The organism is Streptomyces sp. NPDC000594 (assembly GCF_040299965.1).
Taxonomy (GTDB): domain Bacteria; phylum Actinomycetota; class Actinomycetes; order Streptomycetales; family Streptomycetaceae; genus Streptomyces.
This window is the reverse complement of the sequence record NZ_JBEPCY010000030.1, coordinates 14277-38914: the sequence shown is the minus strand read 5'-3', so window position 1 is coordinate 38914 and position 24638 is coordinate 14277. Positions and strand designations below refer to the sequence as shown.

Genomic DNA, 24638 nt, shown 5'->3' with positions numbered 1-24638 from the left:
GGCCCCGGCCGCCGGGAGGCGCCGGGACCGGGACGGGCCAGGGTGTGCCGGGCGGCTCAGGACGCCGACGGCCCGAGGTCCGGGATACGCCAGTCGATGGGATCGTGGCCCTGCGCGGCGACCGCCTCGTTGATCTGGGTGAAGGGGTGGGAGCCGAAGAACTTCTTGGCCGACAGCGGGGACGGGTGCGCCCCCTTGACCACCACATGACGGGTCTCGTCGATCAGCGGCAGCTTCTTCTGCGCGTAGTTCCCCCACAGGACGAAGACGGCGGGGTCGGGGCGGTCGGCCACCGCGCGGATCACCGCGTCGGTGACCTTCTCCCAGCCCTTGGCCTTGTGGGAGTTGGCCTCACCCGCGCGGACGGTCAGCACCGCGTTGAGCAGCAGGACGCCCTGGTGGGCCCAGGGGAGCAGATAGCCGTTGTCCGGGACGGGGAGGCCCAGCTCCGCGTGCATCTCCTTGTAGATGTTCCGCAGCGACGGCGGGACCTTCACCCCGGGGCGCACCGAGAAGCACAGCCCGTGACCCTGGCCCTCGCCGTGATAGGGGTCCTGGCCCAGGATCAGCACCTTGACCCGGTCGTACGGGGTGGCGTCCAGGGCGGCGAAGACCTCCTCACGCGGCGGATAGACCGGCCCCTTCGCCCGCTCCTCCTCCACGAACTCGGTCAGCTCCTTGAAATAGGGCTGCGCCAGCTCATCGCCGAGGACGCCGCGCCAGGACTCGGGCAGCATGTCGGTGTCGGTCACGTCAAGAACCTCCGGAACGCGTTCGGTTGCCGATCACAGAACCTACCGGTCACCACTGACAACGCCCGCACCGCCGGGACCCCGACCCTCCCGGGCCGGCCTCCGCCCACGGCTCCTACCAGCTCGCCCTGCGGTACAGCTCCCACATCTGCATGATCGTCTGGGGGTCGATCGCCCGCTCGCCGCCACCGGTCCGCTCGCTCACGGCGACATAGAGCTTGCTCTGCCACAGCGGCAGCAGCCGTACGTCCTTGGCGATGATCTGCTGCGCCCGCTCGAAGTCCCGCACCACCGCGGAACGGTCCCCCTCGCGCCGCGACGCGGGCAGCAGCCGCTCGGTGATCTCACGGCTCTCATAGGGGGTGGCCAGGACGTTCTTCCGGCCGACGAAGGGCGAGACAAAGTTGTCCGGGTCCGGGAAGTCGGGGAACCAGCCCCGGCCGAAGACCGGGTACTCACCCGCCTTGTAGCCGCGCTGGAGCCGGGTCTCCGGCAGTCCCCGTATCTCGATCCGGAACAGCCCGTCCGCCTCCAGCTGCCGCTTCAGCTCGGCGAACTCCGCCCGGGTCCCCGAACCGTAGCGGTCCGTGCTGTACCAGAACGCCAGCTTCACCGGGGTGTCGATCCCGGCGTCGCGCAGGATCCGGCGCGCCTTCGCGGCGCTCGGCTCCCCGTACCGGTCGAAGAACTCGGTGGTGTGTCCGGTGATCCCCTTGGGGATCATCGAGTACAGCGGCTCGGCGGTGCCCTGGTAGACCCGGGAGACCAGGGCGCCCCGGTCGACCAGTTGGGCGACGGCCCGCCGCACGGCGGGTCTGCCCGCGGTGGCGTCCTTCGCGTTGAAGACCAGATAGCGGATGTCGACCCCGACCGACTCCACCAGCCGGGGCCGGTCGCCGCGCGCCCCCTGTGCCTGCATCTCGACCACGTCCCGCGAGACCATCCCCCGGAAGGTGGCGTCCAGCCGCTTCCCCCGGAGCGCCTTCATCATGTCCTCGGAGTCCCGGAAGTAGCGGATGGTGACGGCTTGGTTCCGGCGCTCGGCGAATCCCTGGTAGCTGTCGTTCCGCACCAGTTCGGCGCGGTCGCGCCGGACATAGGTCTTCAGTGTGTACGGTCCGGAGCCGGTCAGCCGGCCGTCCCCGCGGAGCCGGTCGGCGGGATACTTTCCGGGCGGTACGAGGGCCATCGCCGGGGTCGCCAGGATCAGCGGGAAGGTGGCGTCGGGGGCCTTCAGCCGGAACCGTACGGTCAGCTCGCCCGTCACCTCGATCCGGTCGAGGGAGTGCAGCAGCCCCCGGGGCCCGCCGGGCTCGTCGATGGTCACGATGCGGTCCAGCGAGTGCTTGACCGCGGCGGCGTCGAGCGGGCTGCCGTCGGAGAAGGTCAGCCCCTCCTTCAGCTCGCACACATAGACACGGTTGCCGGAGTCGCGGAAACGGCAGAGGCGGGCCGCGTCCGGCTGGGGGGTCGTGGAGCCCGTGGGGAAGCTGAGCAGGGTCTGGAAGACATTGCGGTACAGCTCCCAGGAGCCGTCCCAGGCGCCCGCGGGGTCCAACGTGGTGGGCTCGCTCGTGGTGCCGACGACGATCGGTTCCTTGTCGTCCGACGCGTCGTCGTCGAGCAGCCCGCACCCCGCCAGAACGGAGAGGGACGCCAGGGTGGCTAAGGTCCGCAGACAGATCCGATGGAACACGTGCACGCTCCTCGTTCGGCCGTGAGTTGGCCGACCCTACCGCAGCGCCCGCACGGCCCCACGGGGTGTCCCCGCGCCGGTGCCGCCGCCGTCCGGGGCCCTCTCCCCGCGCCGGGAGAGGGTCGCCGGACGGCCGCGGCACGACCCGTCAGTGCACCCCGGCCTTGAGGAAGAGCCCTCCGTCGACCACCAGGGTCTGGCCGGTGATCCAGTCCGCCTGGTCGGAGGTGAGGAAGGCGGCGGCACCGCCGATGTCCTCGGGCACCCCGAGCCGGCCGAGCGGATATCCGGCGGCGGCCTCCTCCTCCTTGCCCTCCCACAGCGCCTGTGCGAACTGCGTCTTCACCACGGCGGGCGCGATGGCGTTGACCCGTACGTCCGGCGCGAACTCGTGCGCCAGCTGGAGGGTCAGATTGACCATGGCCGCCTTGCTCATCCCATAGGCGCCGATGAAGGGCGAGGGGGCGAGCCCCGCCACCGAGGCGATATTGACGATCGCCCCGCCGTGCTCACGCTGCCAGGCCCGATAGGTCTGCTGGGCGAAGCCCAGCGCCGAGATCACATTGGTCTCGAAGACCTTCCGCACCACCTGGAGGTCGAGTTCGGCCATGGGGCCGAAGACCGGGTTGGTCCCGGCGTTGTTCACCAGGTAGTCGACCCGGCCGAAGGCGGCCATGGTGCGCTCCACGGCGTCGGCCTGGTGGGCCTCGTCATGGGCCTTGCCGGGTACGGCGATCACCCGGTCGGGCCCGAGCCGGGCGACGGCCTCCGCCAGGGCCTCCTCGCCCCGGCCGGTGATGCACACCCGGTCGCCCCGGGCGACCAGCGCCCGGGCGACCCCGTATCCGATGCCCCGGCTGGCTCCCGTGACCAGCGCGACGCGTCCGCTGTCGGGTACCCCGGCGGCTGCCTCAGCGGCCATCTCTCGCGTTCCTCCCTCTGTGCCGTCCCGTGCCGCGCCGCGACCGCTCCACGGCCCCGGCGCCGTTACGCTTCCCGTTCCGTTTCCGGTGTCCCCGCCGCTGTCGGGGGGCGGTTGTCAGTTGAGCGGCCCGCCGGCCACGTACAGCACCTGGCCCGAGACAAAGCCGGCGTCGTCACCGGTGAAGTAGGCGATGGCCCCGGCCACGTCCTCCGGGCGGCCGACCCGCTGCACCGGGATCTGGGTGGCGGCGGCGGCCTGGAACTCCTCGAAGCCCATGCCGACCCGCTCGGCGGTCCGCGCCGTCATATCGGTGACGATGAACCCGGGGGCGACGGCGTTGGCGGTGATGCCGAACTTGCCCAGCTCCTTGGCGAGGGTCTTGGTGAACCCCTGGAGCCCGGCCTTGACGGCGGCGTAGTTGGCCTGCCCGCGATTGCCCAGCGCCGAGGAGGAGGAGAGCGAGACGATCCGCCCGAACCCGGCGTCGACCATATGCCTCTGACAGGCCCGCGCCATCAGGAAGGCACCCTTGAGGTGCACGTTCACCACGGTGTCCCAGTCGGACTCGCTCATCTTGAAGAGCAGGTTGTCCCGGAGCACACCGGCGTTGTTGACCAGGACGACGGGCGGGCCGAGTTCGGCGGCGATCCGGGTGACGGCGGCCTCCACCTGGGCGCTGTCGGACACGTCGCAGCCGACCGCGAGGGCGGTGCCGCCCGCAGCGGTGATCTTCTCGACGGTGTCCTTGCAGGCCGCCTCCTCCAGGTCGAGGACGGCCACGGCCCGGCCGTCGGCGGCCAGCCGTACGGCGGTCGCGGCGCCGATTCCCCGGGCCCCGCCGGTCACGACGGCGACACGCTGTTCGGTGGTGGACATGGTGTGCTCTCCTCGCCCTTGAGTGCGGCTCCCCGCCCGGACCGTGGTGGCGCGCCGCCCCTGTCCTTCCGGGCGGCGCGCCGGCACGCGGACAAGTGAGCGACCGCTTAGTACCTTCGGCAGACGAGACGCTAGAAGCCGCCGCACCCGGTGTCAACGGCCCCCCGGGTGGGCCGCATCACCCCGGCGGACCGAAGACGCCTCCCGGGAGCCCCGCACCGGCCCCGGGGCGGGCGCTCCCGCCCGTACCGCAGGACGGCCGGGGCCGGGGACTCAGCGGACCAGCAGCCCCAGCAGCCGTTCCACTTCGGCCTCCGGATCGGCCGTCAGCCCGGTGTGCACCGGACCGGGCTGCACCACCGTGGAGCGCGGCGCGACCAGCCACCGGAAGCGCCGCCCGGCCTCGTCCGCCGCCGCCTGTCCGGCCGCCTCGCCGCCCCGGCAGACGGACTCGACCGCGTGCAGCGCGGCCCGTACCCCGGTGATATCGGCGTCCGGGTCCAGCGCCCTGAGCTTGGCCTCGTCCAGATGGGTCCGGGCCCCCACGAAGGAGTGGCCGCGGCTGTAGACCACGACTCCCGCGTTGAAGCACTCGCCCCGCTCGACACGGGGGACGACGCGCAGCAGCGCGTACTCGAAGACCTGGCGCTCGCTCATGCGCCCTCTCCCTTCGGGGTGGTGCTGTCCGGGCGGCCGGTGAGCCAGCCGGGGGCCTGCGAGGGCCGGTCGGGAGTGGGCGCGTCCAGCACGATCCGGGTGTGGACGGAGGCCGCCCTCGGCAGCAGTGCCTCCACATAGGCCCGGCGCAGCGCGTCGGGGGTGTCGAAGCCCGGCTCGTCGGTGAGCCAGACATCGGGCACCTGGGCGGCCACCTCGGTCAGCAGCTCCTCGGTGACCTGCGGGGCCAGCTCGGCCGCCGCCGCCGGGACATCGGGCCGGAAGCGGGCGAGGGCGTGGTCGGACGCGTTGTACGGCTTGGCCGCCGAGGCCGCCGCCGAGGGCCAGTTGTGGTGCCAGATCATGGTGGCGCCATGGTCGATGAGCCAGAGGTCGCCATGCCAGACCAGCATGTTCGGGTTCCGCCAGGAGCGGTCGACATTGTTGATCAGCGCGTCGAACCAGATCACCCGTCCGGCCTCGGCGGGGTCCACCTCATAGGCGAGCGGGTCGAAGCCGAGGGCGCCGGGCAGGAAGTCCATGGCGAGGTTGAGCCCGCCGCTGGCCTTCAGCAGCTCCTGCACCTCCTGGTCCGGCTCGCCGAGGCCGATCACCGGGTCGAGGTGGATCTCGGCCAGCTCCGGCACCCGCAGCCCGAGGCGGCGGCCCAGCTCGCCGCAGATGACCTCGGCGACCAGGGTCTTGCGGCCCTGTCCGGCGCCGGTGAACTTCATGACATAGGTGCCGAGGTCGTCGGCCTCGACGATCCCGGGGAGCGAGCCGCCCTCACGCAAGGGCGTGACATAGCGGGTCGCGGTGACATGGGTGAGCATCGTCCCAGCCTACGACGGAGCCGGGGGCGGCCCGGGCACCCCCGGGAGGGCCTGCGGGGCACCGGGTCTCCCGGGAGGAACGGAGGAGCGGATGAGCGGCCCGCTCCGGTTCGAGGTCGATTCTCTGAGAAAATCCTTGAATTTTTGAGGAGTTGAACGTTTCCGGTACCACCCCCGTAGAACACCACGAACCATCGGCCGCGCCTTGGGCCGCACGGGACCGTGAACAGAGGAGCGAGTACATGACCGGATCGCAGGGGACCTCCCGGAGGGTCGCACGCCGGACCATTGTCAGCGCGGTGGGGGCCGCCGGGCTCGCCACCGCACTGGTGGCCTGCGGATCGGATGACGCGGACACCAAGAAGAGCGGCACCGGCGACACCTCCGCGGAGACCGGCGGCGGCACGGACGGCGGTACGACCGGCGGTACGGGGGACAGCGGCGGCACCGGCGGTACGGGGGACAGCGGCGACACCGGCGGTACGGGGGGCTCCGGCGGCAAGGAGCTGGCCAAGGTCGCCGACATCCCCGAGGGCGGCGGCACGATCGTGGACGGTCTGGTGATCACCCAGCCGTCGGCCGGCACCTTCAAGGCGTTCTCGGCGAAGTGCACCCACCAGGGGTGCGCGGTGAAGTCGGTCGAGAACAACCTCATCAACTGTCCCTGCCACAACAGCAACTTCGACGCCACCGACGGCAGCGTGAAGAGCGGCCCGGCCACCGCGCCGCTGCCGGAGCAGGCGATCACGGTCGAGGCGGGGGCGATCAGGCTGGGCTGACCCGCCCGGACGGGAGGGGTCGGCCGTCCCCCGGGGCCCCTCCCGGCAGGGCCCTCCCGCAGGGCACCTCCCGGCAGGGCTCCTCCCAGCGGGAGAGACCGTGCGGCCGCCGGACGACGAGGCCCTCGGGGCACGGGCGGCGCCCCCCTTGCCCGTCCGGCGCCCACCCCGCATGATTTCTGACGACACGTCAGCCCTATCGCTCCATCCGTTCCACGCTCAGGGGAGGGGAACGCCATGGCCGCCGTACAGCGCCGGGGCCGCCGGATCATGATGACCCCCGGGGAGCTGGACGCCTTTCTGGCCGAGGAGCGCACCTGCCGGGTGGCGACCGTCGCCGCCGACGGGCGTCCGCATCTGGGCGCGCTCTGGTTCGTCTGGGACGGGGGCGCGCTCTGGCTCTACTCGCTGGTCCGCAGCCGCCGCTGGGCCCAGCTGCGGCGGGACGCCCGGCTCACGGTGCTGGTGGACAGCGGTACGGAGTACGGGGAGCTGCGCGGCGCGGAGCTGTCGGGGACGGCGGTGTCCGTCGGCGAGGCCCCGCGCACCGGCCTGCCCTGTCCGGAGCTGGCGGATCCGGAGCGGCTCTTCGCGGGGAAGTACTTCGGGCTGGAGGCCATGCCGCACGACGGGCGGCACGCCTGGCTGCGGCTGGTCCCGGAGGCGGTGGTCTCCTGGGACTTCCGGAAGCTTCCCCGGGGCTGAGCGGGGTCCCACCGCCGCACGCTCTCGACCCGCCGCCGCACCATCCGCCTCCCGAACCGATGCCGCACGATCCGCCTCATGACCTGCCGCCCCACGACCCGTCGGCTCACGACCCGTCGGCCCCGGACAGGGCGGCCCGGCCCGGCGCGTCCCGCTCCGCCGCCTTCCGCAGCGCCGTGACCGCCGCCCGGAGCGACGGCCGCCGTGCCGCGTCCGCGCGCCAGACCGCGTACACATGGCGCCGCATCCCGCACCGTACGGGAACGACCGCGACGGTCCCCGGCACCGGCCCCCGCCCCAGCCGGGGCGCCACACAGACCCCGAGCCCGGCCTCGACCAGCGCCAGCTGGGTGTGGTGCTCGGCCGCCAGATGGCTGATCCGGGGCTCGATGCCCTGGGAGCGCAGCGTGAACATCAGCCAGTCATGGCAGAACTCGCCCTCCGGCCAGGAGATCCACTCGTCGTCGGCGAACTCGGCCAGCTCCACATCGGCGCGGCCCGCGTGCCGGTGGTTCGCGGGCATGGCGACATCGGCGGCGTCGTCGAACAGATGCACCTGGGCGAGACCGCCGGGCACCGGCAGCCGCCGGTTGCTCCAGTCGAGGACCACCGCCACATCGAGATCGCCCCGCACCACTCCCCGTACCCCCTGCTCCGGCTCCAGCTCCCGGGTGCGGACCCGCAGATCGGGATGGTCGGCACGGAGCGCGGCGAGGGTGGCGGGGAAGAGCCCGCGCGCGGCGGTCGGGAAGCCGCCGATCCGGACCTCGCCCACCACCTGGCCGCGCTGTGCCTCGATATCGGCCTGGGCCAACTCGACCTGGGAGAGGATCCGGGCCGCGTGGTCGGCGAGCAGCCGTCCGGCGTCGGTGAGCCGGACCCCGCGACCGTGGCGCGCCAGCAGTCGCTGACCGACCTCCCGTTCCAGCTTGGCCATCTGCTGGGAGACGGCGGAGGTGGTGACATGGAGCCCCTCGGCGGCGCCGCTGACCGAGCCATGGCGGGCGAGCGCGTCCAGGGTCCGCAGGCGTTCCAGGTTCAACATGTAAGCAATGCTAAGTGAATAATTGAAAAAACTCTCACTTGTGCTAAGTGGTTACGGGGCGCGAGGCTGGGATCCATGACCCGTTTCGCTCGCACAGACGTTCGTACCACCCGTCCGTCGGCCGCCTCCCCGGCCCTGACCGCCCGCCCGGGCCACCACTTCCGTACGGACTGGCGTCTGCGCTTCGCGTTCCTCTCGGTCGTCTGGGGGTTCAGCTTTCTGCTGATCAAGGTCGGCACCGAGGGGTTCGCCCCCTTCCAGGTCACCCTCGGACGGCTCTTCTTCGGTACGGCGGTCCTCGCCGTGGCCATGGCGGTACGCCGGGACCGGCCGCCCGGCCGGGGACGGGTCTGGCTCCATCTCACCGTGGCCGCCTTCCTGCTCAACGCGGCACCGTTCTCCCTCTTCGCCTACGCGGAGCTGACCATTCCGTCCACCCTGGCGGGCATCTGCAACGCCACCTCGCCCCTGTGGGGGATGCTTCTCTCGCTGGTGGCACTCTCCGAGGACCGCCCCGACCGGCGCCGGGTCGCCGGGCTCGGTATCGGCTTCCTCGGGGTGCTGACCGTACTCGGCGCCTGGCAGGGCTTCTCCGGCGTGGACGCCCGGGGCACGGCGCTCGCCCTGCTGGCCTCCCTCTTCTACCCGATCGGCTGGATCTACGTCCGCCGGACCCTGGCCGGGCGCGCGGAGTCCCATCTCGCCCTGACCGGCAGCCAGCTCTTTCTCGCCACCGTGCAGTTGGCGGTGGTCTCCGCGCTCTTCACCGAGATGCCGACCGCCTTCCCGCCGGTGCCGCTGCTGGCGGTGGTGGCGCTCGGCGCCCTGGGGACCGGTTTCGCGCTGCTGCTCCAGTACGGCCTGGTGGCGGAGGTCGGCCCGACGACCGCGCAGACGGTCACCTATGTCATCCCGGTCGTCGCCACCGCCGCCGGGGTCGCGATCCTGGGTGAGGAGCTGAGCTGGAACACCCCGGTGGGGGCGGCGATCGTCCTGGTGGGCGCGGCCCTGACGCAGAGCCGGGGCACCGGCTCCGGGAGGCGGGGCTCCGGCTCCGGCTCCGGCTCCGGCTCCGGGGGGCGGACGAGAACCGTGCGCGAGGCACCTCCCGCGCCCCGCGCGGCACCGGAGGCGGCGGCCGGGGTGCCCTGCTCCGCGAACGGCTCCCGTCAGGCGTAGTTACGGGGGGACGCCGGGGTGAGCGCCGCCGCGACCGCGTCGGCCACCTCGGCGATGTCCGCCAGGGAGAGATCCGAGACGGTGATCCGCACCCCGGTCGCGGCGGCGATCCGGAACCGAGCACCCGGGGCGACCGCCCACCCCGCGCCCAGCAGCCGGGCCACCGCGCCGGTCTCGTCCGGCACCGGCACCCAGACATTCATCCCGCTGCGGCCATGGGCCTCGACACCCCGGCGGGCCAGCGCACCCACCAGGGCGTCGCGCCGCTCCCCGTAGGACCGGGCCACCGTGGCGGGGTCGACCGCGCCCGAGGCCCAGAGCCCGGCGACCGTGCGCTGGAGCACCCGGCTGACCCAGCCGGGGCCGAGCCGCTGCCGCCCGGCGAAACGGTCGACGGTGAGCGGGTCCCCGGTGACCACGGCGACCCGCAGATCCGGCCCGTACGCCTTGGCGGTGGAACGGACGAGGGCCCAGTGCCGGGTGGTCCCGGCGAGGGGGACGAGCGGCTGGTCGACGATGCCGTGCCCATGGTCGTCCTCGACCAGGAGCGTCTGCGGGAAGCGGGCGAGCACCGTCCGCAGCTCGGCGGCGCGGGCGGCGCCCACCACCGCCCCGGTGGGGTTCTGCGCCCGGTCGGTGACGATCAGCGCCCGCGCCCCGGCGGCCAGGGCCCGCTCCACCCCGGCGGCGAGCGGCCCGTCGTCGTCCACGGGGACCGGTACGGCGGTGAGTCCGAGCGCGGGAACGAGATCCAGCAGACTCCCCCAGCCGGGGTCCTCGACGGCGACGGCGTCCCCCGGGCGCAGATGGGCGGTGAGGACCCGCTCGATGGCGTCGAGCGAGCCGGAGGCGACGGCGACCGGCCCGGCGGGCACCCCGTCGGCGTCGAACGCGGCGCGGGCCAGCCGGGCGAACTCCGCGTCCACCGGCTCCTCGCCGTAGAGCCCGGGGCGCTCGTCGTAGCGGCGCCCCACGGCGGCGAGGACCGCCCCGAGCGGGGGCAGCAGCGCCGGATCGGGGTTGCCCGCGCTCACATCCCGCCCACCGGGCGGCGCCTCGACCCCGATCGAGCCGCGCGAGGTGCTGGCGGGCCGCTGCCGCACCCGGCTGCCCCGGCGGCCGGCGGTCTCGATCACTCCGCGCTCGCGCAGGGTCCGATAGGCGGCGGCCACGGTGTTGGGGTTGACCCCCAGGGTGGCCGCCAGCTCCCGCATCGGCGGCAGCGCCTGACCCGGCGCCAGCTCACCGCTGCCGACCGCCCGCTCGACCTCGGCCGCGATCTCCGATGCGCGCCGCCCACTGATCCGATACTCTCCTAGCACAAAGAGGATTATGCACTAGTGCAATGGAGTCTGCAATGCGGGACACCTACGAACCCACCGACCGCACCGTGCCCACCCGCTCCAAGGACCGTGCCGTCTACGACCGCGAGCGGGTGCACGCCCTCCTGGACGAGGCCTATCTCTGCCATCTGGGTTTTGTACGGGACGGCGCGCCGGTGGTGCTGCCGACCCTGTACGCCCGGGTCGGCGAGCGGGTGTACGTCCACGGCTCGACCGGCTCCCGGCCGCTGCGGATGGCGAACGGGACGCCTGGCGGGGCGGCGACGGAGGGCGGTGAGGAGCCCGGCCTCGCGGTCTGTCTGACCGTCACCCATCTCGACGGGCTGGTCCTCGCGCGCTCCGCCTTCCATCACTCCATGAACTACCGCTCCGTCGTGATCCATGGCACCGCCCACCCGGTCACCGACCCCGAGGAGCGGCGGATCGCCCTGGACGCCTTGGTCGACGCGGTGATACCCGGCCGCTCCCGGGACTCCCGGCCGGCCAACCCCCGTGAGCTGGCGGCGACGGCGGTGCTCGGCCTCGACCTCGCCGAGGTCTCGGCCAAGGTCCGCACCGGCCCGCCGGTCGACGAGCCGGAGGACATGGACCTGCCCTACTGGGCGGGGGTGGTCCCGGTGGTGCGCTCCTACGGCACACCGATCCCGGACGACGCCATGGACCCCTCGATTCCGCTGCCGGAGTATCTGCGGGACCGGTGAGCCGGGGGGCGGAGCGGCCGGGTCCTCATCCCGGGGCGCACCGGCCGGACACCCACCCCGGGCCCGCCGGCCGGACACTCATCCCGAGGTGCGCCGGCCCGCCGTCTCCGCCCAGGCGAGCCCGGTGACCGCCGCCAGCAGCAGCGCGGTCCCCGCCACGGTCGCGACGGTCAGCCGCTCCCCCAGGAAGGCCACCGCGAACACCGCCGCGCTCACCGGCTCCAGCAGCATGACCACCGAGACGGTGGCGGCGCGGACATGGGCCGCCCCGGAGAAGTAGAGGACATAGGCCAGCGCGGTGGGCACCGCCGCCACATAGGCCAGCAGCCAGAAGACCTGTACGGCGTCACCGGTCTGCGGGAACAGCCCCTCCGCCAGCGCCAGGGGCAGCAGCCCCACCGCGCCGAGTCCGAAGGCCCAGGCGGTGGTGGCGACCGGGTCGGATCCACCCCCGCGCACCGGCCACCGGGCGAGCAGGGTGATCGCCGCGTACCCGGAGGCGGAGAGCAGCGCCAGTGCGACCCCGGCGGGCCGTACCGTACCGCCCTCGCCGCCCAGGACCAGGACGGCCAGCCCGCCGAGGGCCCCGCCGACCGCGAGCAGTCCGCCGGTGCCCAGCCGTTCACCCATCGTCAGCCGGGCGCCGACGGCGATCAGCACCGGCCCGGCGCCCAGGGTGACGACGGTGCCCACGGCGAGACCGGTCGCCTCCACTGCGGCGAAGTACGCGCTCTGGAAGACGGTCAGCCCGATGCCGGTACCGAGGATCCGGACGGTACGGCGGCGCCGGGACTCGGGGACCGCCGGGGCCGGCCGGGGGGCGCGCCGGGCCCGTACCGCGAGTGCCGCGAGAAGCAGCAGCAGTCCCCCGGCGCAGCGCCAGAAGGAGAGGGCGAGGGCCCCGAGGTCACTGGCCCGGAAGACCAGCGAGGCGGCGGCGCCCGCCGTGCCCCAGGCGATCCCGGCGACGGCCAGGAAGAGCAGGCTGCGGCCGATGGGGGCAGGGTCCCCGGCCGGTACGGACGCGGCGGGAGCACCCGGAACAGCGGGCACAGGGGGAACGGGGGAAGCAGCGGGCACAGGGGCGCCCGGCAAGGGGGAGTTCGACACGTGGGGTCTCCGTGAGAAGAACGGGAAGGGTGGTCGCTCGGCTCCGGCACGCGGGCAGCGACGAACCGCTCGGGGACACCCCGAGCCCGGTTCTTGTCAGCGGAGGGCCGCCCGCGCTAGGCGGCGGGAGGCGGCAGTACGGTCGAATGCATGGTCGGGACTCTACGGTCCGGCCGGTCCGGCGGACAACTCCCCCTCGGCGGCCCGGTCGTCGGCCGCGTTCACCGGCGGTACGGGCGGGGCGACCGCAGGTACGGACGACGCCACCGGAGGTACGGACGAGGCGACCGGCGGTACGGACGAGGCCACCGGGTCGGGTGAGGGGGCCTTCGGGGCCTGTGACTGGGCGATGAAGGCGCCCAGCAGCACCAGTCCGCCGCCCAGCAGTTGCGGCAGCGAGAGGTGTTCCCGCAGCAGCACCCAGGCCAGGACGGTCGCGATCACCGCCTCCAGACAGGCGACCACCCCCGCGACCTGCGGCGACAGACTGCGGACCGAGATGACCCCGGTGATGTACGCGAGCACGGTGGCGATCAGCACCACCCAGGCGAGCAGCAGCGCGGCGGGGAGCTGGATCCCCGCCCCGCCGACCGGTACGTCCTGGGCGAGGAGTGAGAAGTCCAGGTTCCAGGGGCGGGCGATCACGGTGAGGACCAGGGTGCCGATCAGCAGACCGAAGGCGATGACCCCCAGCGGGTCGACGGGTTCCGCCCCGTCGGAGCCATGGTCGGAGAGGATGAAGTAGCACGCCTGGCAGCAGGCGGCGCCGAGGGCGAGGAGCAGCCCCAGCGCGTCGAAGCTCAGCCCGGCCCAGATCTCCACCACACAGGCGAGACCGGTGACCGCGAGCATCACACCGACGGCCGCCGCGCGGGTGACGGGGCGGCGCTGGACGAAGCGGATCCAGCCGAGGACCAGTGCCGGGCCGAGGTACTCGACCAACAGGGCGACCCCGACGGGGATACGGGAGATGGAGGCGAAGTAGAACGCCTGCACACCCGCGACGGCGAGCACCCCGAAGCCGCAGAGCAGGGCGGGGCGCCGGCGGAGGAGGTCCCGGTGGCGCCAGGCGAGCGGGAGCATCAGCAGCGCGGCTCCGGTGACCCGTAGCCACACCATATGGAGCGGGTCCGTGCCCGCCTCGATCAGCGGCTTGGCCGCCACTCCGGAACCACCGAACGCGACCGCCGAGACCAGGGCTATGCCCAGGCCCGTGCTTCTTCCTCTTGCCCCTTGCACCGGCACATCATGACAGGTGCGAGTCAGGACCGTAACCCCTCACGGTGCTGGCCTTTCCGCCGTTCACGGGCCCCGGGGGGCACCCCGTACCGGAGCGGTGGGCACTGTACGGGCGAAGGCGGGCCCCGGAGCGGCGGGCGCCGTGTCAGCGGAGATCGGCCCCGGCGGCCAGCCGCCGGGTGTCCACCCCCGCCCGGCGCAGCACCTCCACCGCGCGGCAGCCATCGTCGGCGGCGAGCGCGATGAGCAGATCGACCCCGGTGGGGACGCCCCCGGCGCCCCGGGCGGCGGCCCGTGCCAGGGCCCGCTCCAGCGCGACGGCGGCGGCGGGCGAGTACCCCGGGAAGACCGCACGCGGACCGGTGCACCCCGCCGCCGGGCCCGGTGGGCCATGCCCCAGGAGGGGCAGGGCGCCCGAGTCCTCCACCGAGCCCTGCCAGCGCAGCCCGTAGCCGATGGTGCGCTGGACGAGATAGGCGAGGACCCGCGCCACCTGAGGAGCGGGCCCGAGGGCGTCACGCACCCCGGCGTCGGCCTCGGCCAGCGCGTGCAGCAGATGAGCCGTGTCGATGTGCCGGTCGCCCACACGATGGGCCCGCCGGCGGGCGGCGGCCACCACCGGCCCCAGCGCACGGCCCACCTCCACGGCCGGACCGGCGGGGCGGCGGGCCTCGGGGCGGACGGCCGGACGGAGATCGGATCGGGCTGCCGAGCGCGCCTCGGAAGGGACCTCGGAACAGACCTCGGAACGGGCGGCGGACCCGGTACGGGCGGTGAACCCGGCGCGGGGCACGGCGGACGGGGTCTGCGGCCTCGGCGGGGGAATCTGCACAAGCTCCACCTCACCAGACAGAACAGCCTTTTACCTCCCCATAGAGTGCTATCCGCGCATCACACGCAGGGTGGGCACCCGGCCGCGTCGCGTCATCCTGGAGGAGGAGGTACGCCCTCCGGCACACGGCGCGCACCCCGGGCGAACCTGTACGCCCCGGCCGGGTACGCACGCCCCGGACGCGGGTGCGCGCCCGCTCCGGGAAGGGGCGCGCCGCCCGGCGTCCGACAGTCCGTCAGTTGAGTTCTCCCCCGGCGGCGGCTACCTTCCCGGGCACCGTGACCCGACAGCGAAGGGTGGTCGTATGGCCGATGTGAGCGCGGAGGCCCGTATCGCGGCCCCTGCGGAGAAGGTCTGGACCCAGCTCACGGACTTCGGCGGCCACACCCGCTGGAACACCACCCACACCGGCTTCCCCGACGGCGGGCCGGCCGACCTGGCGCGGGGCACCCGCTACCGGGAGAACATGCGCCTGATGGACTTTCCCGCCGAGGTGACCTGGATGGTCGAGGAGCTGGAGCCGTTCCGGCTGTTCGGGATCTCGGGCCAGGGCCCGATGGGGGTCACCGTCGGCAACCGCTATCTGCTCACCCCGGACGGCGACACCACCCTGCTGCGGATCGAGTCCACCTTCGCCGGGGCGGCCGTCTCGCTCATGGCCGCGAAGCTGAGGGAGTCGGCGACGCGGGCGCTCCAGGAGTCCCTGGAGCGCCTGGCCGCACTGCCCGAGCTGAAGAGCTGAAGAGCTGACGTGTGCGGGGGCCTGCCGGGATCCCCGGCCGGCCCCCGCCACACCCGGCCCGTACCGGCACCGGTCCACTCGGCCCAGACCCACTCAGTCCAGGCCCACTCAGTCCAAGTCCACTCAGCCCTCGATCCGCTCAGCCCCTGGTCCGCCCGTCCGCTCAGTCCCGGTCGGTCCGGTCCTCGTCGGCGAGGATCAGATAGAGCCGCTTGCGGGCGTCATTGATCACCTCGACGGCCTTGGTGCGCTGCTCGGGGCTGCCCGTCTTCCAGACCTGCCCGAACGCCTCCATCAGCCCCCAGCCCGCCTGGCGGATCTCGTTCACCGTGTCCCAGTCGACACCGCGCCCGGCCTCCTCCCAGGGGGCCTCGGGACCGGTACCGGCCTCCTCACGGCCCGTTTCGGTCAGCGTGAACAGCTTCTTGCCGCCCTCGCTGGCGCTGACGATCAGCCCCTCGTCCTCCAGCATCTGGAGGGTCGGATAGACCGAGCCGGGGCTGGGCTTCCAGGCGCCGCCGCTGCGCTCGCCGATCTCCTGGATCATCTCGTAGCCGTGCATCGGCCGGTCCTTGAGCAGCGCCAGGATCGAGGCGCGCACATCACCGCGCCGCGCCCGCCCCCGACCGCCACCCCGGCCGCGCCCGCCACCGAACGGCCCCCCGCCGAAGGGGCCACCACCGAAGGGCGGACCGAACTGCCCGAACGCCCCCCGTCGCCCCTCGGCACCGCCCCGACCGCGATGGCCGGGTCCGCAGTGTCCACGACCCGGCTCCCCCGTGAAGTCCCTGTCATTCATCACGACACTCCTTCCATCTTTGATCTTGATCTGTCGCGATACCTCAACGATATATCGGAATAGCTCGCCCGACAAGGCTCCGCACCCCGAGTGACCTGTGACAGCGATCGTTGATGACGAGTCGAGCGACTTTCAGCCGGTGGCGGGCGGGGTGAGGGCCGCGTTCGAATGCGACATTTCTGAGCTCCCAGACAGGCCGAAAGGCCGGCCATGGTGTGTGGCCGGCCCTTCGGCTTGGAGATATACGGGGAGGGATAGTGCAGGTCAGTCGACCGGGGAGACTCGGATGAGGTTGCCGTCAGGGTCCGTAATCACGAACGTGCGGCCGAAGACCGCATCATGCGGCTCCTGCACAACGTGGACCCCCTTCGAGGTCCACCTCGTGAAGATCTCGTCAATCGCCTGCGATGACCCCGGCACCATGAGTCCGATCTCTGTCGTACGAGGGAGGCTCGGGACCGCGTGCTCGCTGTAGCCCGTCCACAGTGCGAACAGGACACCGGGGGCAGCTTCGAAGGCTACGTAGTGGGGACTGGTGAAAGTCGGTTCGATCTCGAACAGGTCGCTGTAGAAGGCGGTGGCGGCCTCGGCGTCGCGGACGCCGATCAGGAACAGGTTCGGTGCGGGCATGGAGTGCTCCCCAACTCGTCGATTTCTCGGTCCAGCACCCAGTGGATCACCCAATCGCGACGGAACCTGTCACCTTTTCTGAGAACATGGGCAAGCATGAAGGCTTCAAGACTCCTGCACCTCCTGCTGCTCCTGCAGACCCGTCAGCGGCTCACCACCACGGAGCTCGCCGCGCGTCTTGAGGTGTCCCGGCGGACTGTGCTGCGGGACGTCGAGGCGCTATCGACAGCGGGCGTGCCCGTCTATGCCGAACGTGGGCGGAACGGCGGGATCGTCCTGCTCCCCAGTGCACGGCTCAGCGCATCCCATCTGGAACCACCAGAACTGGAGGCCCTGTCCGTGGCCGGCTTGGACAGCGCACTACGTGAGCGAATGGGCCTGACTGCGGTGTGGGAGTCGGCCGAGCGCAAGATCGCCGCCTGCCAGGCCGCAGCACCTGGGGCGCCGAGCCCGCTGCGGCTGGCTGACCTTGTGCTTGTCGACAGCACCGCGTGGTTTGCCGCCCCCGAGGCAGCGGTCGAAGTATCGGATCTGGCCTCGACCCTGCGACACCGGCGACGCCTTCGAATCCTGTACCGGCGCAGCGCCGAGAGCCAGGCCTCGACACGGGTGGTCGACCCGTACGGGATCGTGGCGAAATCAGGTCGCTGGTATCTCGTCGCCGACGACCAGGGCGACAGCCGGCTGCTCGCTCTGGAACGACTGTCGGCCTTCGAACAGCTAGACGCACCAGCCGTGCTCCAACCAGGCGAAACCCTCCGCACCAGATGGGCCGTGCTGAAGAAACGCACTGAGGAGCAAGATCGCGTGAGCGTAACCATCCGCCTGCCGGAAAGGGGTCTCGACCTGGCGCGGCGCATCCTCGGCACCCGCATCCACCATGTCTCCGACGCGGAGAAAGGCTCGTGCGTCGTCGTCGTGCGCTACCCCGACATCGAGTCGGTGCGTCAGCTTCTTCAGTTCGGCGACCACATCGAGGTACTCGCCCCTGAGACGGCCCGCGCACGCATCAGTCAGCTCGCCAGGGACCTGGCTGACAAGCACTCAACCCCCGCATCGTGATTGCCGATCAGGTCCCCTGTTCTCAATCAACGTGCCCGGTCAGTACATCCAGCCACGTTCAAAGCACGGCCTGACTTCGTCGCGGCTGCTCAGGCCGGCCACGGGACAACCGATAGGACTGACGCAAGCACCATCGCCGAGTCCAGCCGCGACCATCGCGAGGACGAGCTGCCGGCAGTCGTCCAGCAGCCCTTGGTCGACATTCGGATAGTGCTCGCCGACCGCCTCGGTGACATGGGCGAGATCGAACTCGACGGGCCCGCGGCAGCAGGTCTCGAAGTCGATGAACAACGGGCCGTTCGCCGTGCCGAGCACATTGCCCGGATGCGGTTCGCCGTGGAGCAGCTGCTCCACGGCGCCGCGCTCCTCGATCGCCCGTCGCAGACCCGCCAGCGTGCCGCTGAGGAACGCACGGTCCGTGTCGGCGAGTTCCGGCGAGCGACGCGGGTCGGCGACGATGCCCTCCGCCTCCGCGACGCGATCCGTGAACCGCGGGCTCGCCACATCGATCTCGCGCATACCGGCGTGCAGCCGCTCCAGCGCCCTGGCACAGTCGACCGGCGGGATCCGAGGTGTCACGGGCTCGTAGTAGGTCCACAGCGTCACCGCGAAGCCGTCGTGCGTGTACACAAGTGGGTCCACCCGAGGCTCCAGGAGGCCCGTCGGGCATCCGGCCCGGGCGAACCGCTGGGCCAGCTCGACCTCGAACCGCGCGACCTCGCGCCCCACCGGGGCCACCCGGGCCAGGACATCGCACGGCGTCAGCCGCAGCGCCACCTTGTTCGAGTTGTGGAGAACGATCGCGTCGTCGACCGGCAGGCCGCATGACGCGGCGACCGACGTCGCAGCCGTGATCGCGCGCGTGATTTCGGTCGCCTCCACCCTTGAATCCTGGCATGGACGAACGAGGACGGCGCCGCATTTCCACGGCTCGGCACACCTCCGCCCGGGCCGGAGCCCGGCGCACGCCAGTAGGGTGATCCGATGGCAACGATCAAGCAGTTCCAGGTCACCTTCGACTGCGCGGAACCCGAGCGCCTCGCCCGTTTCTGGTGCGAGGTGCTGGGATACGTCGTACCGCCGCCGCCCAAGGGGTTCGCCACCTGGGACGACTACACGGGCGCGCAGCCACCCGAGGAGCGGGACTCCTGGTTCGCCTGTGTCGATCCCTCGGGTGTGGGCCCCCGGCTGTACTTCCAGCGCGTCCCCGAGGGGAAGGCCGCCAAGAACAGGGTGCATCTCGATGTGCGGGTCGGCACCGGACTGGTGGGGGAAGAGCGCCTCGCCGCGCTTGAGACCGAACGCGCACGACTGGTCCCGCTGGGCGCGGTCCATGTACGGACGCTGTACGACGGCACCGATTCCTGCATCCCGATGCTGGACATCGAGGGCAACGAGTTCTGTATCGACTGAGGCGCCATGAGCATGCCCCCGTACGGCATGTCCCCGAACGGCGCGCCCTCATACGACGGCCCCGTACGACATGTCACCGTACCGGGGCCGTTTCCATGCCAGTTCCTCCGCGGTGGCCTTGGTCCGGGAGGCCGGCGGCTCACTAACGTCGGATCCATGCGCATCCGATTCGTCGACGCCTTCGCCGACACCCCGTTCACCGGCAACCCCGCCGCCGTCCTGCTGCTCCCCGATGCCGAGGCCTTCCCCGGGGACGACTGGCTCCAGAGCGTGGCCGCGGAGATCAATCTCTCCGAGACGGCCTTCGCCCATCCACTGCCGCCCGGTGCGGAGGCCGACTGGGCCCTGCGCTGGTTCACCCCGGCCACCGAGGTCGATCTCTGCGGGCACGCGACGCTGGCGACCGCGCATGTCCTGGCCACCACCGGGATCGCGGGCGGCACCGTCCGTTTCACCGGGCGCTCCGGGGTGCTGGTGACGACCGCCCAGGACGACGGCTCGATCACCCTGGACTTCCCCACCTCACCGCTGACCCCGACGGCGGAGCCCCCGGGGCTGGCCCAGGCGCTCGGCACCGCCGTGCTCTCGGTCCACGACACCGGCCCGAACATCGGCGACCTGCTGGTGGAGGTGGCGGACGAGCGGACGGTACGGGGGCTCACGCCCGACCCCCGGGAGCTGGTCCGGCACGCGGAGCGCGGGATCGTCGTCACCGCGGCGGCCGAACGGCCCGGCCTCCCGTACGACTTCGTCTCCCGGGGTTTCTTCCCCCGGGTCGGCATCGACGAGGATCCGGTAACGGGCAGCGCGCACACCGCCCTGGCGCCCTTCTGGTCCGCCCGGCTCGGCCGGACCGGACTGACCGGGCTCCAGGCGTCGGCCCGCTCCGGGCTGGTCCGCACCGAGCTGCGCGGCGACCGCACCCTGCTGACCGGGCGGGCGGTCACCGTGATCGACGGCGAGCTGCTGACCCGGCCCTGAGCGACCGCCGGCCGGGGTCAGGCCGTGGGCAGCCAGCCCACCTTCCCCGCCAGCAGCGCGTACCCGATGAAGGCCACGATGTCGAGCAGGGCATGGGCCACCACCAGTGGCCCGACCCGGCCCCACCGCCGGTAGAGCAGGACGAAGACCACGCCCATGACCATATTGCCGATGAAGCCGCCGATGCCCTGGTAGAGGTGGTACGAGCCGCGCAGCACGGAGCTGGCGGCCAGCGACGCCATCGGGGTCCAGCCCAGCTGGTCGAGTCTGCGCAGCAGATACCCGACCACGATGACCTCCTCGACCACGGAGTTCTGGATCGCGGAGAGGATCAGGACGGGGAACTTCCACCACACCTCGGGCAGGGACTCGGGCACCACGGTGAGGTTGAAGCCGGTGGCCTGGGCGGCCAGATAGAAGGCGAGCCCGGCGCTGCCGATGCCCGCCGCGATCAGGGTGCCGCGCCCCAGGTCGGGCCAGGGGCGGGTGCGGTCGAAGCCCATCGAGCGCAGCCCGCCCGCCCCCTCACGGAGCAGCAGATGCGCGACCAGCGCCACCGGGACCAGGGCGGTCGTGATGCCGAAGAGCTGCCAGGCGAGGTCGAGCCAGGGCCGGCCGGGGGCGGCCGAGCCGTTCAGCTTGGCGGCCTGTTCGCCGAGGCCGCCGGGCCGGGTGAGCGCGCCGACAAAGCTGATCAGCGAGGAGAGCGCGCTGGCACCCAGCGAGAGCGCGAGCACCAGCAGCAGTTCGGACCGCAGCACCCTGGGCGGCAGCTCCTCCCGGGGAAGAGCGTCGGCCACTCGTCCGGCCTCCATCCGCACCCTGCCTCCCGTGATGTCGTCCCCCGGCCGCGCTCATGAGCGGCCGGGCGAACGTCATCCTAGGTCGGGCCCGTCCAGCTGGAGGTCACGACCCCATAGGTCAGGACCTCGTACAGCGGAAGGTCACGCCTTCTTCCGGTGGACGGTCACACCCCCCTTCCGGCGGACGATCACGCCTCCTTCCGGCCGGGAAATCCGACCGGCCAGGTGTGCACGGGATCGCCCTGGAGCATCAGCTCGCGATAGCGGCGGGTCATGGCCGCGAGCGCGGCGTCCCGTCCCAGCCCCGCCTCGCGCGCCCGGTGGAAGGTCTCGGCCTGCCAGGAGGCCCCGTTGACGCGCCGCCGGCAGCGCTCCTCGATGACGCCGAGATAGCGGTCCCGGTCGGCGGGGGCGACCTGCCAGGCGTCGAGCCCCGCGGCGGCCAGCGGGAGCAGTTCGTCACGGACGAGCTTCACGGCGGGCACCCGGGTCACCCCGCCCGCCCGGCCCGGACGGGGCCAGTACAGCTCCGCGTCGATGCCCTGGCGGCACGCAGTGTCAAAGTTCTCCTCCGCGGTGGCGAACGGCATCCGGGTCCACACCGGGCGCGGTTCCTCGGCGAGCGCCCTGACCAGCCCGTAGAAGAAGGCGGCGTTGGCGATGACATCGGTGACCGTGGGCCCGGCGGGCAGGACGCGGTTCTCCACCCGCAGATGGGGCACCCCGTCCGCCACCGAGTAGACCGGGCGGTTCCAGCGGTAGATCGTGCCGTTGTGAAGGGTGAGTTCCCGCAGGTCAGGGATGGAGCCCTCATCGATGGCCCGCATCGGGTCCTCGTCCGAGCAGATCGGCAGCAGAGCGGGGAAGAAGCGCAGATTCTCCTCGAAGAGGTCATAGGCGGAGTCCACCCAGCGCTCGCCGAACCAGGTGCGCGGCCGGACCCCCTGGGCCTGGAGCTCCGGCGGCCGGGTGTCCGTGGCCTGCTGGAACAGAGGTGGCCGCGACTCGCGCCACAGCTCCCTGCCGAAGAGGAAGGGGGCATTGGCCCCCACCGCGATCTGTACGGCGGCCACCGCCTGGGCCGCGTTCCACACATCGGCGAAGCGGCCCGGCGTCACCTGGAGATGGAGCTGTACGGAGGTGCAGGCCGCCTCGGGAGCTATCGAGGCGGAAGTGCAGGTCAGCCGCTCGACACCGGAGATATCCAGCTCGAATGCCTCACCCCGGGCGGTCAGGATCTGATCGTTCAGCAGGGTGTAGCGGTCGACGTCCGAGAGGTTCCCATGGACGAGATCCTCCTGGGTGAGGGTCGGCAGAATACCGATCATCATGATCCCCGCGCCGACCTCGTTCGCTTTCCGGTCGGCATATCCGAGCCCGGCCCGCAACTCCTCGGCGAGCTGGTCGAGAACACGGCCGCCGAGCCGGTGCGGAACAATGTTCACCTCCAGGTTGAACATGCCCAGCTCGGTTTGGAAATCGTTGCTGGCGATACGGTCCAGAACTTCGGCATTCATCATCCTGGGCAGGCCGTCCGCTCCAGTCAGATTCAACTCGATCTCCAGCCCGAGCAGATTCCTGGGCCGGTCGAACCTCTTCTCCTCCAAGAGCCGCCCCAGTGCCGCCAGACACTGTTGCAGCTTTCTCCGGTATCGCTGGCGATCGTCCAGGGCAAAGCCCCCTGCCACGTCCTTATCCCCCATCGAAGGGTCCCTCCTCGACTGGGCACCGCGCGGCATCGATGGCTCGCGTCACGGACGATAATGCCCACCCTGACTGATCGATAACGCCACGGGGACCGCCGGTAACCGGTAGGGTGTCCGAAGTGACGGGCCACACATCCCCCCAGCCGGAGGGATCCCGCTCCAGCCAGGCTTCAGTACACAGGTACCGCCGCTCATCGTCTGGTGAAAAACACCGATGAGTTTCGGCCTACCAGTCGTCGGGCAAATGCCCAGGCCGGGCAGGATAACCCCAGAACAATCCGGCGGATCCGCCACGCCCGAAAGACCTGATACACCCTTGCGGAGAATGCGCACGGACAGTAGCGGAATCACTCTCTGAACACGTGTCGTATAAACTCCGTACAGGAGGCAGATAGTTGGCGCCCAGTGGCCCCTTCGGCCCCTCTGGCCCCGCACGCTGACAGCGCCGTCCGCACCCACCCTGCCTTACCGTGTCTCCCCAAGTGAGAGGCCTTCCACCATGCCGTTGCACGTCCTCCCGGCTCCCGCACCCGCCCTTCGCAGCGTCCTCACGGCACTCGGTTCCCCGGCCGCGGTGCGCGAGGACCGTACTCCCGCGCTCCGCTCCTTCCAGGGATCCGTCAGCCCCGAGTCACCGCTGCCGGTCCATGTGCTCGACCCGATCGTCCCCACCTCCACCGACCGGCCCCGTACCCGGCTCACGGGCTGGCGCTTCCTGATCCGCGGCGGCGACCGCAGCGTCGCCGCCGCCGAGACCATCCTCACCGCGGACGGCTGGACCTTCTCGCACTTCTTCGAAGGGCCCTATCTCACCTCCACCGAAAGGGCGCTGCGCCAGGCGGAGGCCACGGCCATCGCCTACCAGCCCCGGCTGCTCTCCATCCCCGAGCTGTACATGCTCGCCCTCTGGCTGCACACCGGCGCCGACGCCGACGCCGGTCACGGCTCCCTCCAGCCGAACGATCTGCTGGTGCCGCTCGCCCCGGCCCCGCCGGGCATCGCCGCCCACCGGCCCCACCGGGTCGCCGAACTGCTTCCGCTGATGACCCTCCGGGTCGCCCCCGCGCCGCTGCTCGGCTCGCCCGCCTGACCCGGCCCGCCAGAGTTCCGGAGCACCGTCACCGACGGCCGCGCTCCGGCGTGAACCGCCCTCCGCGCCCCGTGACCGCCCGGTCGCGGGGCGCGGTCGCTTTTCGGACGGACTAGTCCGTCCCGGCCCCCTTGAACCACCCAAAAGGACAAGGCGCTTGAGATGAACCACCCGGATGACGGGGACGTCATAAATCAGTAGGACGAGCTGCCGGGAAATCCCTGCGGGATAACGTCGTCAGGGCAACACTGGTACCTGAAATCCACTCACGATACGGGGGGCGGCCTTGAACACCTCAGCGAGCCGCAGCGCAGTCACCACACCGCAGCGAAAGAACCCATCCATGTGCCAGCATCAGCCATCCTGCCCCACCTCCGACTCGGCCGACCGGGACGCCGCGCGCCTGGTGGCCCACCATCCCGAGCAGGGCTGGAGCCTGCTGTGCAATGGCGTGCTCCTCTTCGAGGACACCGGAGAGCTGCTGCCGGACGGGCAGGTCATCGCCCCGCACCGGCTCGGCCTCACCGCGACGGCCGCCTGACCGGGCGACCGCACCCGACCGGGCGCCCATCGCAGCGGGCGTCCACCCGCGTGGCTGCGCCGGCCCGACCGGGCGACCGCACGGGTCACCCGCACCACGCACTCCAACCACCGTGTCGCGCCCATGAGACACCGCGCGTCACAGATCGGGGCCGGCACGGATCACTCCGCACCGGCCCCGGAACCCGGGGCGCCCCCTC

The 24638-nt window shown here is 71.9% G+C and carries 26 protein-coding genes; 10 read left to right on the top strand and 16 right to left on the bottom strand.

Going from position 1 to position 24638, the window contains the following annotated elements; all coding sequences use genetic code 11:
• Positions 1-56: 56 nt before the first annotated feature.
• The 6 genes from ung to ABT354_RS29515 form a co-directional block, all read right to left on the bottom strand.
• Entirely contained in the window at positions 57-752 is a 696-nt protein-coding gene (gene ung, locus ABT354_RS29540) for a uracil-DNA glycosylase (protein ID WP_351499337.1), read from the bottom strand.
• A gap of 115 nt (positions 753-867) precedes the next feature.
• On the bottom strand, positions 868-2448 hold the full coding sequence (locus ABT354_RS29535; RefSeq protein ID WP_351499335.1) for an ABC transporter substrate-binding protein: 1581 nt from the start codon (positions 2446-2448) through the stop codon (positions 868-870).
• A gap of 148 nt (positions 2449-2596) precedes the next feature.
• Positions 2597-3370 carry an SDR family oxidoreductase gene (locus ABT354_RS29530; protein ID WP_351499333.1) on the bottom strand — a complete coding sequence of 258 codons (774 nt, stop codon included), beginning with the start codon at positions 3368-3370 and terminating at the stop codon, positions 2597-2599.
• Positions 3371-3487: 117 nt separating this feature from the next.
• Positions 3488-4249 (bottom strand): 3-oxoacyl-ACP reductase FabG, encoded by a 762-nt coding sequence (gene fabG, locus ABT354_RS29525; RefSeq protein ID WP_351499331.1) that lies wholly within the window; start codon positions 4247-4249, stop codon positions 3488-3490.
• A 273-nt stretch (positions 4250-4522) separates the two neighbouring features.
• On the bottom strand, positions 4523-4906 hold the full coding sequence (locus ABT354_RS29520; RefSeq protein ID WP_351499328.1) for a DUF3037 domain-containing protein: 384 nt from the start codon (positions 4904-4906) through the stop codon (positions 4523-4525).
• The gene (locus ABT354_RS29515) at positions 4903-5739 is read right to left on the bottom strand and encodes a HipA family kinase (RefSeq protein WP_351499326.1); all 837 of its coding nucleotides are present in this window, start codon (positions 5737-5739) and stop codon (positions 4903-4905) included. Before ABT354_RS29515 ends, ABT354_RS29520 begins: the two co-directional genes overlap by 4 nt.
• Before the next feature lie 242 nt (positions 5740-5981).
• Here ABT354_RS29515 and ABT354_RS29510 point away from each other — a divergent pair, with 242 nt between their 5' ends.
• Both ABT354_RS29510 and ABT354_RS29505 read left to right on the top strand, forming a co-directional pair.
• Positions 5982-6518, top strand: a complete 537-nt coding sequence (locus ABT354_RS29510; RefSeq protein ID WP_351499324.1) for a Rieske (2Fe-2S) protein — start codon at positions 5982-5984, stop codon at positions 6516-6518.
• Between the two features lie 237 nt (positions 6519-6755).
• On the top strand, positions 6756-7223 hold the full coding sequence (locus ABT354_RS29505; RefSeq protein WP_351499322.1) for a pyridoxamine 5'-phosphate oxidase family protein: 468 nt from the start codon (positions 6756-6758) through the stop codon (positions 7221-7223).
• A gap of 106 nt (positions 7224-7329) precedes the next feature.
• On the opposite strand, the gene ABT354_RS29500 is transcribed toward ABT354_RS29505, so the two are convergent.
• A complete protein-coding gene (locus ABT354_RS29500) occupies positions 7330-8268 on the bottom strand; it encodes a LysR family transcriptional regulator (protein WP_351499320.1) in 939 nt (312 codons plus the stop codon).
• Between the two features lie 75 nt (positions 8269-8343).
• On the opposite strand from ABT354_RS29500, the gene ABT354_RS29495 reads away from it, so the two are divergent.
• The gene (locus ABT354_RS29495; protein ID WP_351499318.1) at positions 8344-9447 is read left to right on the top strand and encodes a DMT family transporter; all 1104 of its coding nucleotides are present in this window, start codon (positions 8344-8346) and stop codon (positions 9445-9447) included.
• Here ABT354_RS29495 and ABT354_RS29490 read toward each other — a convergent pair.
• On the bottom strand, positions 9438-10769 hold the full coding sequence (locus ABT354_RS29490) for an aminotransferase class I/II-fold pyridoxal phosphate-dependent enzyme (protein ID WP_351499316.1): 1332 nt from the start codon (positions 10767-10769) through the stop codon (positions 9438-9440). The genes ABT354_RS29495 and ABT354_RS29490 overlap by 10 nt on opposite strands.
• A gap of 23 nt (positions 10770-10792) precedes the next feature.
• Here ABT354_RS29490 and ABT354_RS29485 point away from each other — a divergent pair, with 23 nt between their 5' ends.
• The gene (locus ABT354_RS29485; RefSeq protein ID WP_351499314.1) at positions 10793-11491 is read left to right on the top strand and encodes a pyridoxamine 5'-phosphate oxidase family protein; all 699 of its coding nucleotides are present in this window, start codon (positions 10793-10795) and stop codon (positions 11489-11491) included.
• Positions 11492-11569: 78 nt separating this feature from the next.
• Here the strand turns inward: ABT354_RS29485 and ABT354_RS29480 are convergent, their stop codons facing one another.
• The 3 genes from ABT354_RS29480 to ABT354_RS29470 form a co-directional block, all read right to left on the bottom strand.
• Positions 11570-12544, bottom strand: coding sequence for a DMT family transporter (locus ABT354_RS29480; protein ID WP_351499312.1), 975 nt, complete (start codon positions 12542-12544; stop codon positions 11570-11572).
• A 219-nt stretch (positions 12545-12763) separates the two neighbouring features.
• Positions 12764-13840 carry an EamA family transporter gene (locus tag ABT354_RS29475; RefSeq protein ID WP_351499309.1) on the bottom strand — a complete coding sequence of 359 codons (1077 nt, stop codon included), beginning with the start codon at positions 13838-13840 and terminating at the stop codon, positions 12764-12766.
• A 145-nt stretch (positions 13841-13985) separates the two neighbouring features.
• Positions 13986-14672, bottom strand: coding sequence for a Clp protease N-terminal domain-containing protein (locus tag ABT354_RS29470; protein WP_502983523.1), 687 nt, complete (start codon positions 14670-14672; stop codon positions 13986-13988).
• Between the two features lie 304 nt (positions 14673-14976).
• On the opposite strand from ABT354_RS29470, the gene ABT354_RS29465 reads away from it, so the two are divergent.
• A complete protein-coding gene (locus ABT354_RS29465) occupies positions 14977-15414 on the top strand; it encodes a type II toxin-antitoxin system Rv0910 family toxin (RefSeq protein WP_351499307.1) in 438 nt (145 codons plus the stop codon).
• Between the two features lie 163 nt (positions 15415-15577).
• On the opposite strand, the gene ABT354_RS29460 is transcribed toward ABT354_RS29465, so the two are convergent.
• Complete coding sequence (locus ABT354_RS29460) at positions 15578-16213, bottom strand: PadR family transcriptional regulator (protein WP_351499305.1); 636 nt, start codon at positions 16211-16213, stop codon at positions 15578-15580.
• A gap of 264 nt (positions 16214-16477) precedes the next feature.
• The gene (locus tag ABT354_RS29455; protein ID WP_351499303.1) at positions 16478-16843 is read right to left on the bottom strand and encodes a VOC family protein; all 366 of its coding nucleotides are present in this window, start codon (positions 16841-16843) and stop codon (positions 16478-16480) included.
• Positions 16844-16939: 96 nt separating this feature from the next.
• Between ABT354_RS29455 and ABT354_RS29450 the strand changes: the two genes are divergently transcribed.
• Complete coding sequence (locus ABT354_RS29450) at positions 16940-17905, top strand: helix-turn-helix transcriptional regulator (protein ID WP_351499301.1); 966 nt, start codon at positions 16940-16942, stop codon at positions 17903-17905.
• Between the two features lie 39 nt (positions 17906-17944).
• On the opposite strand, the gene ABT354_RS29445 is transcribed toward ABT354_RS29450, so the two are convergent.
• Positions 17945-18787, bottom strand: coding sequence for a phosphotransferase (locus ABT354_RS29445; RefSeq protein WP_351499299.1), 843 nt, complete (start codon positions 18785-18787; stop codon positions 17945-17947).
• A gap of 102 nt (positions 18788-18889) precedes the next feature.
• On the opposite strand from ABT354_RS29445, the gene ABT354_RS29440 reads away from it, so the two are divergent.
• Both ABT354_RS29440 and ABT354_RS29435 read left to right on the top strand, forming a co-directional pair.
• Complete coding sequence (locus tag ABT354_RS29440; RefSeq protein WP_351499297.1) at positions 18890-19318, top strand: VOC family protein; 429 nt, start codon at positions 18890-18892, stop codon at positions 19316-19318.
• Between the two features lie 156 nt (positions 19319-19474).
• A complete protein-coding gene (locus ABT354_RS29435) occupies positions 19475-20299 on the top strand; it encodes a PhzF family phenazine biosynthesis protein (protein ID WP_351499295.1) in 825 nt (274 codons plus the stop codon).
• Positions 20300-20316: 17 nt separating this feature from the next.
• On the opposite strand, the gene ABT354_RS29430 is transcribed toward ABT354_RS29435, so the two are convergent.
• Both ABT354_RS29430 and ABT354_RS29425 read right to left on the bottom strand, forming a co-directional pair.
• Entirely contained in the window at positions 20317-21114 is a 798-nt protein-coding gene (locus ABT354_RS29430) for a CPBP family intramembrane glutamic endopeptidase (protein ID WP_351499292.1), read from the bottom strand.
• 176 nt (positions 21115-21290) lie between these two features.
• The gene (locus tag ABT354_RS29425; protein WP_351499290.1) at positions 21291-22805 is read right to left on the bottom strand and encodes a glutamate-cysteine ligase family protein; all 1515 of its coding nucleotides are present in this window, start codon (positions 22803-22805) and stop codon (positions 21291-21293) included.
• Between the two features lie 502 nt (positions 22806-23307).
• Between ABT354_RS29425 and ABT354_RS29420 the strand changes: the two genes are divergently transcribed.
• Both ABT354_RS29420 and ABT354_RS29415 read left to right on the top strand, forming a co-directional pair.
• The gene (locus ABT354_RS29420) at positions 23308-23898 is read left to right on the top strand and encodes a hypothetical protein (RefSeq protein WP_351499288.1); all 591 of its coding nucleotides are present in this window, start codon (positions 23308-23310) and stop codon (positions 23896-23898) included.
• 343 nt (positions 23899-24241) lie between these two features.
• On the top strand, positions 24242-24439 hold the full coding sequence (locus ABT354_RS29415; protein ID WP_351499286.1) for a DUF5999 family protein: 198 nt from the start codon (positions 24242-24244) through the stop codon (positions 24437-24439).
• The last annotated feature ends 199 nt before the right edge of the window (positions 24440-24638 follow it).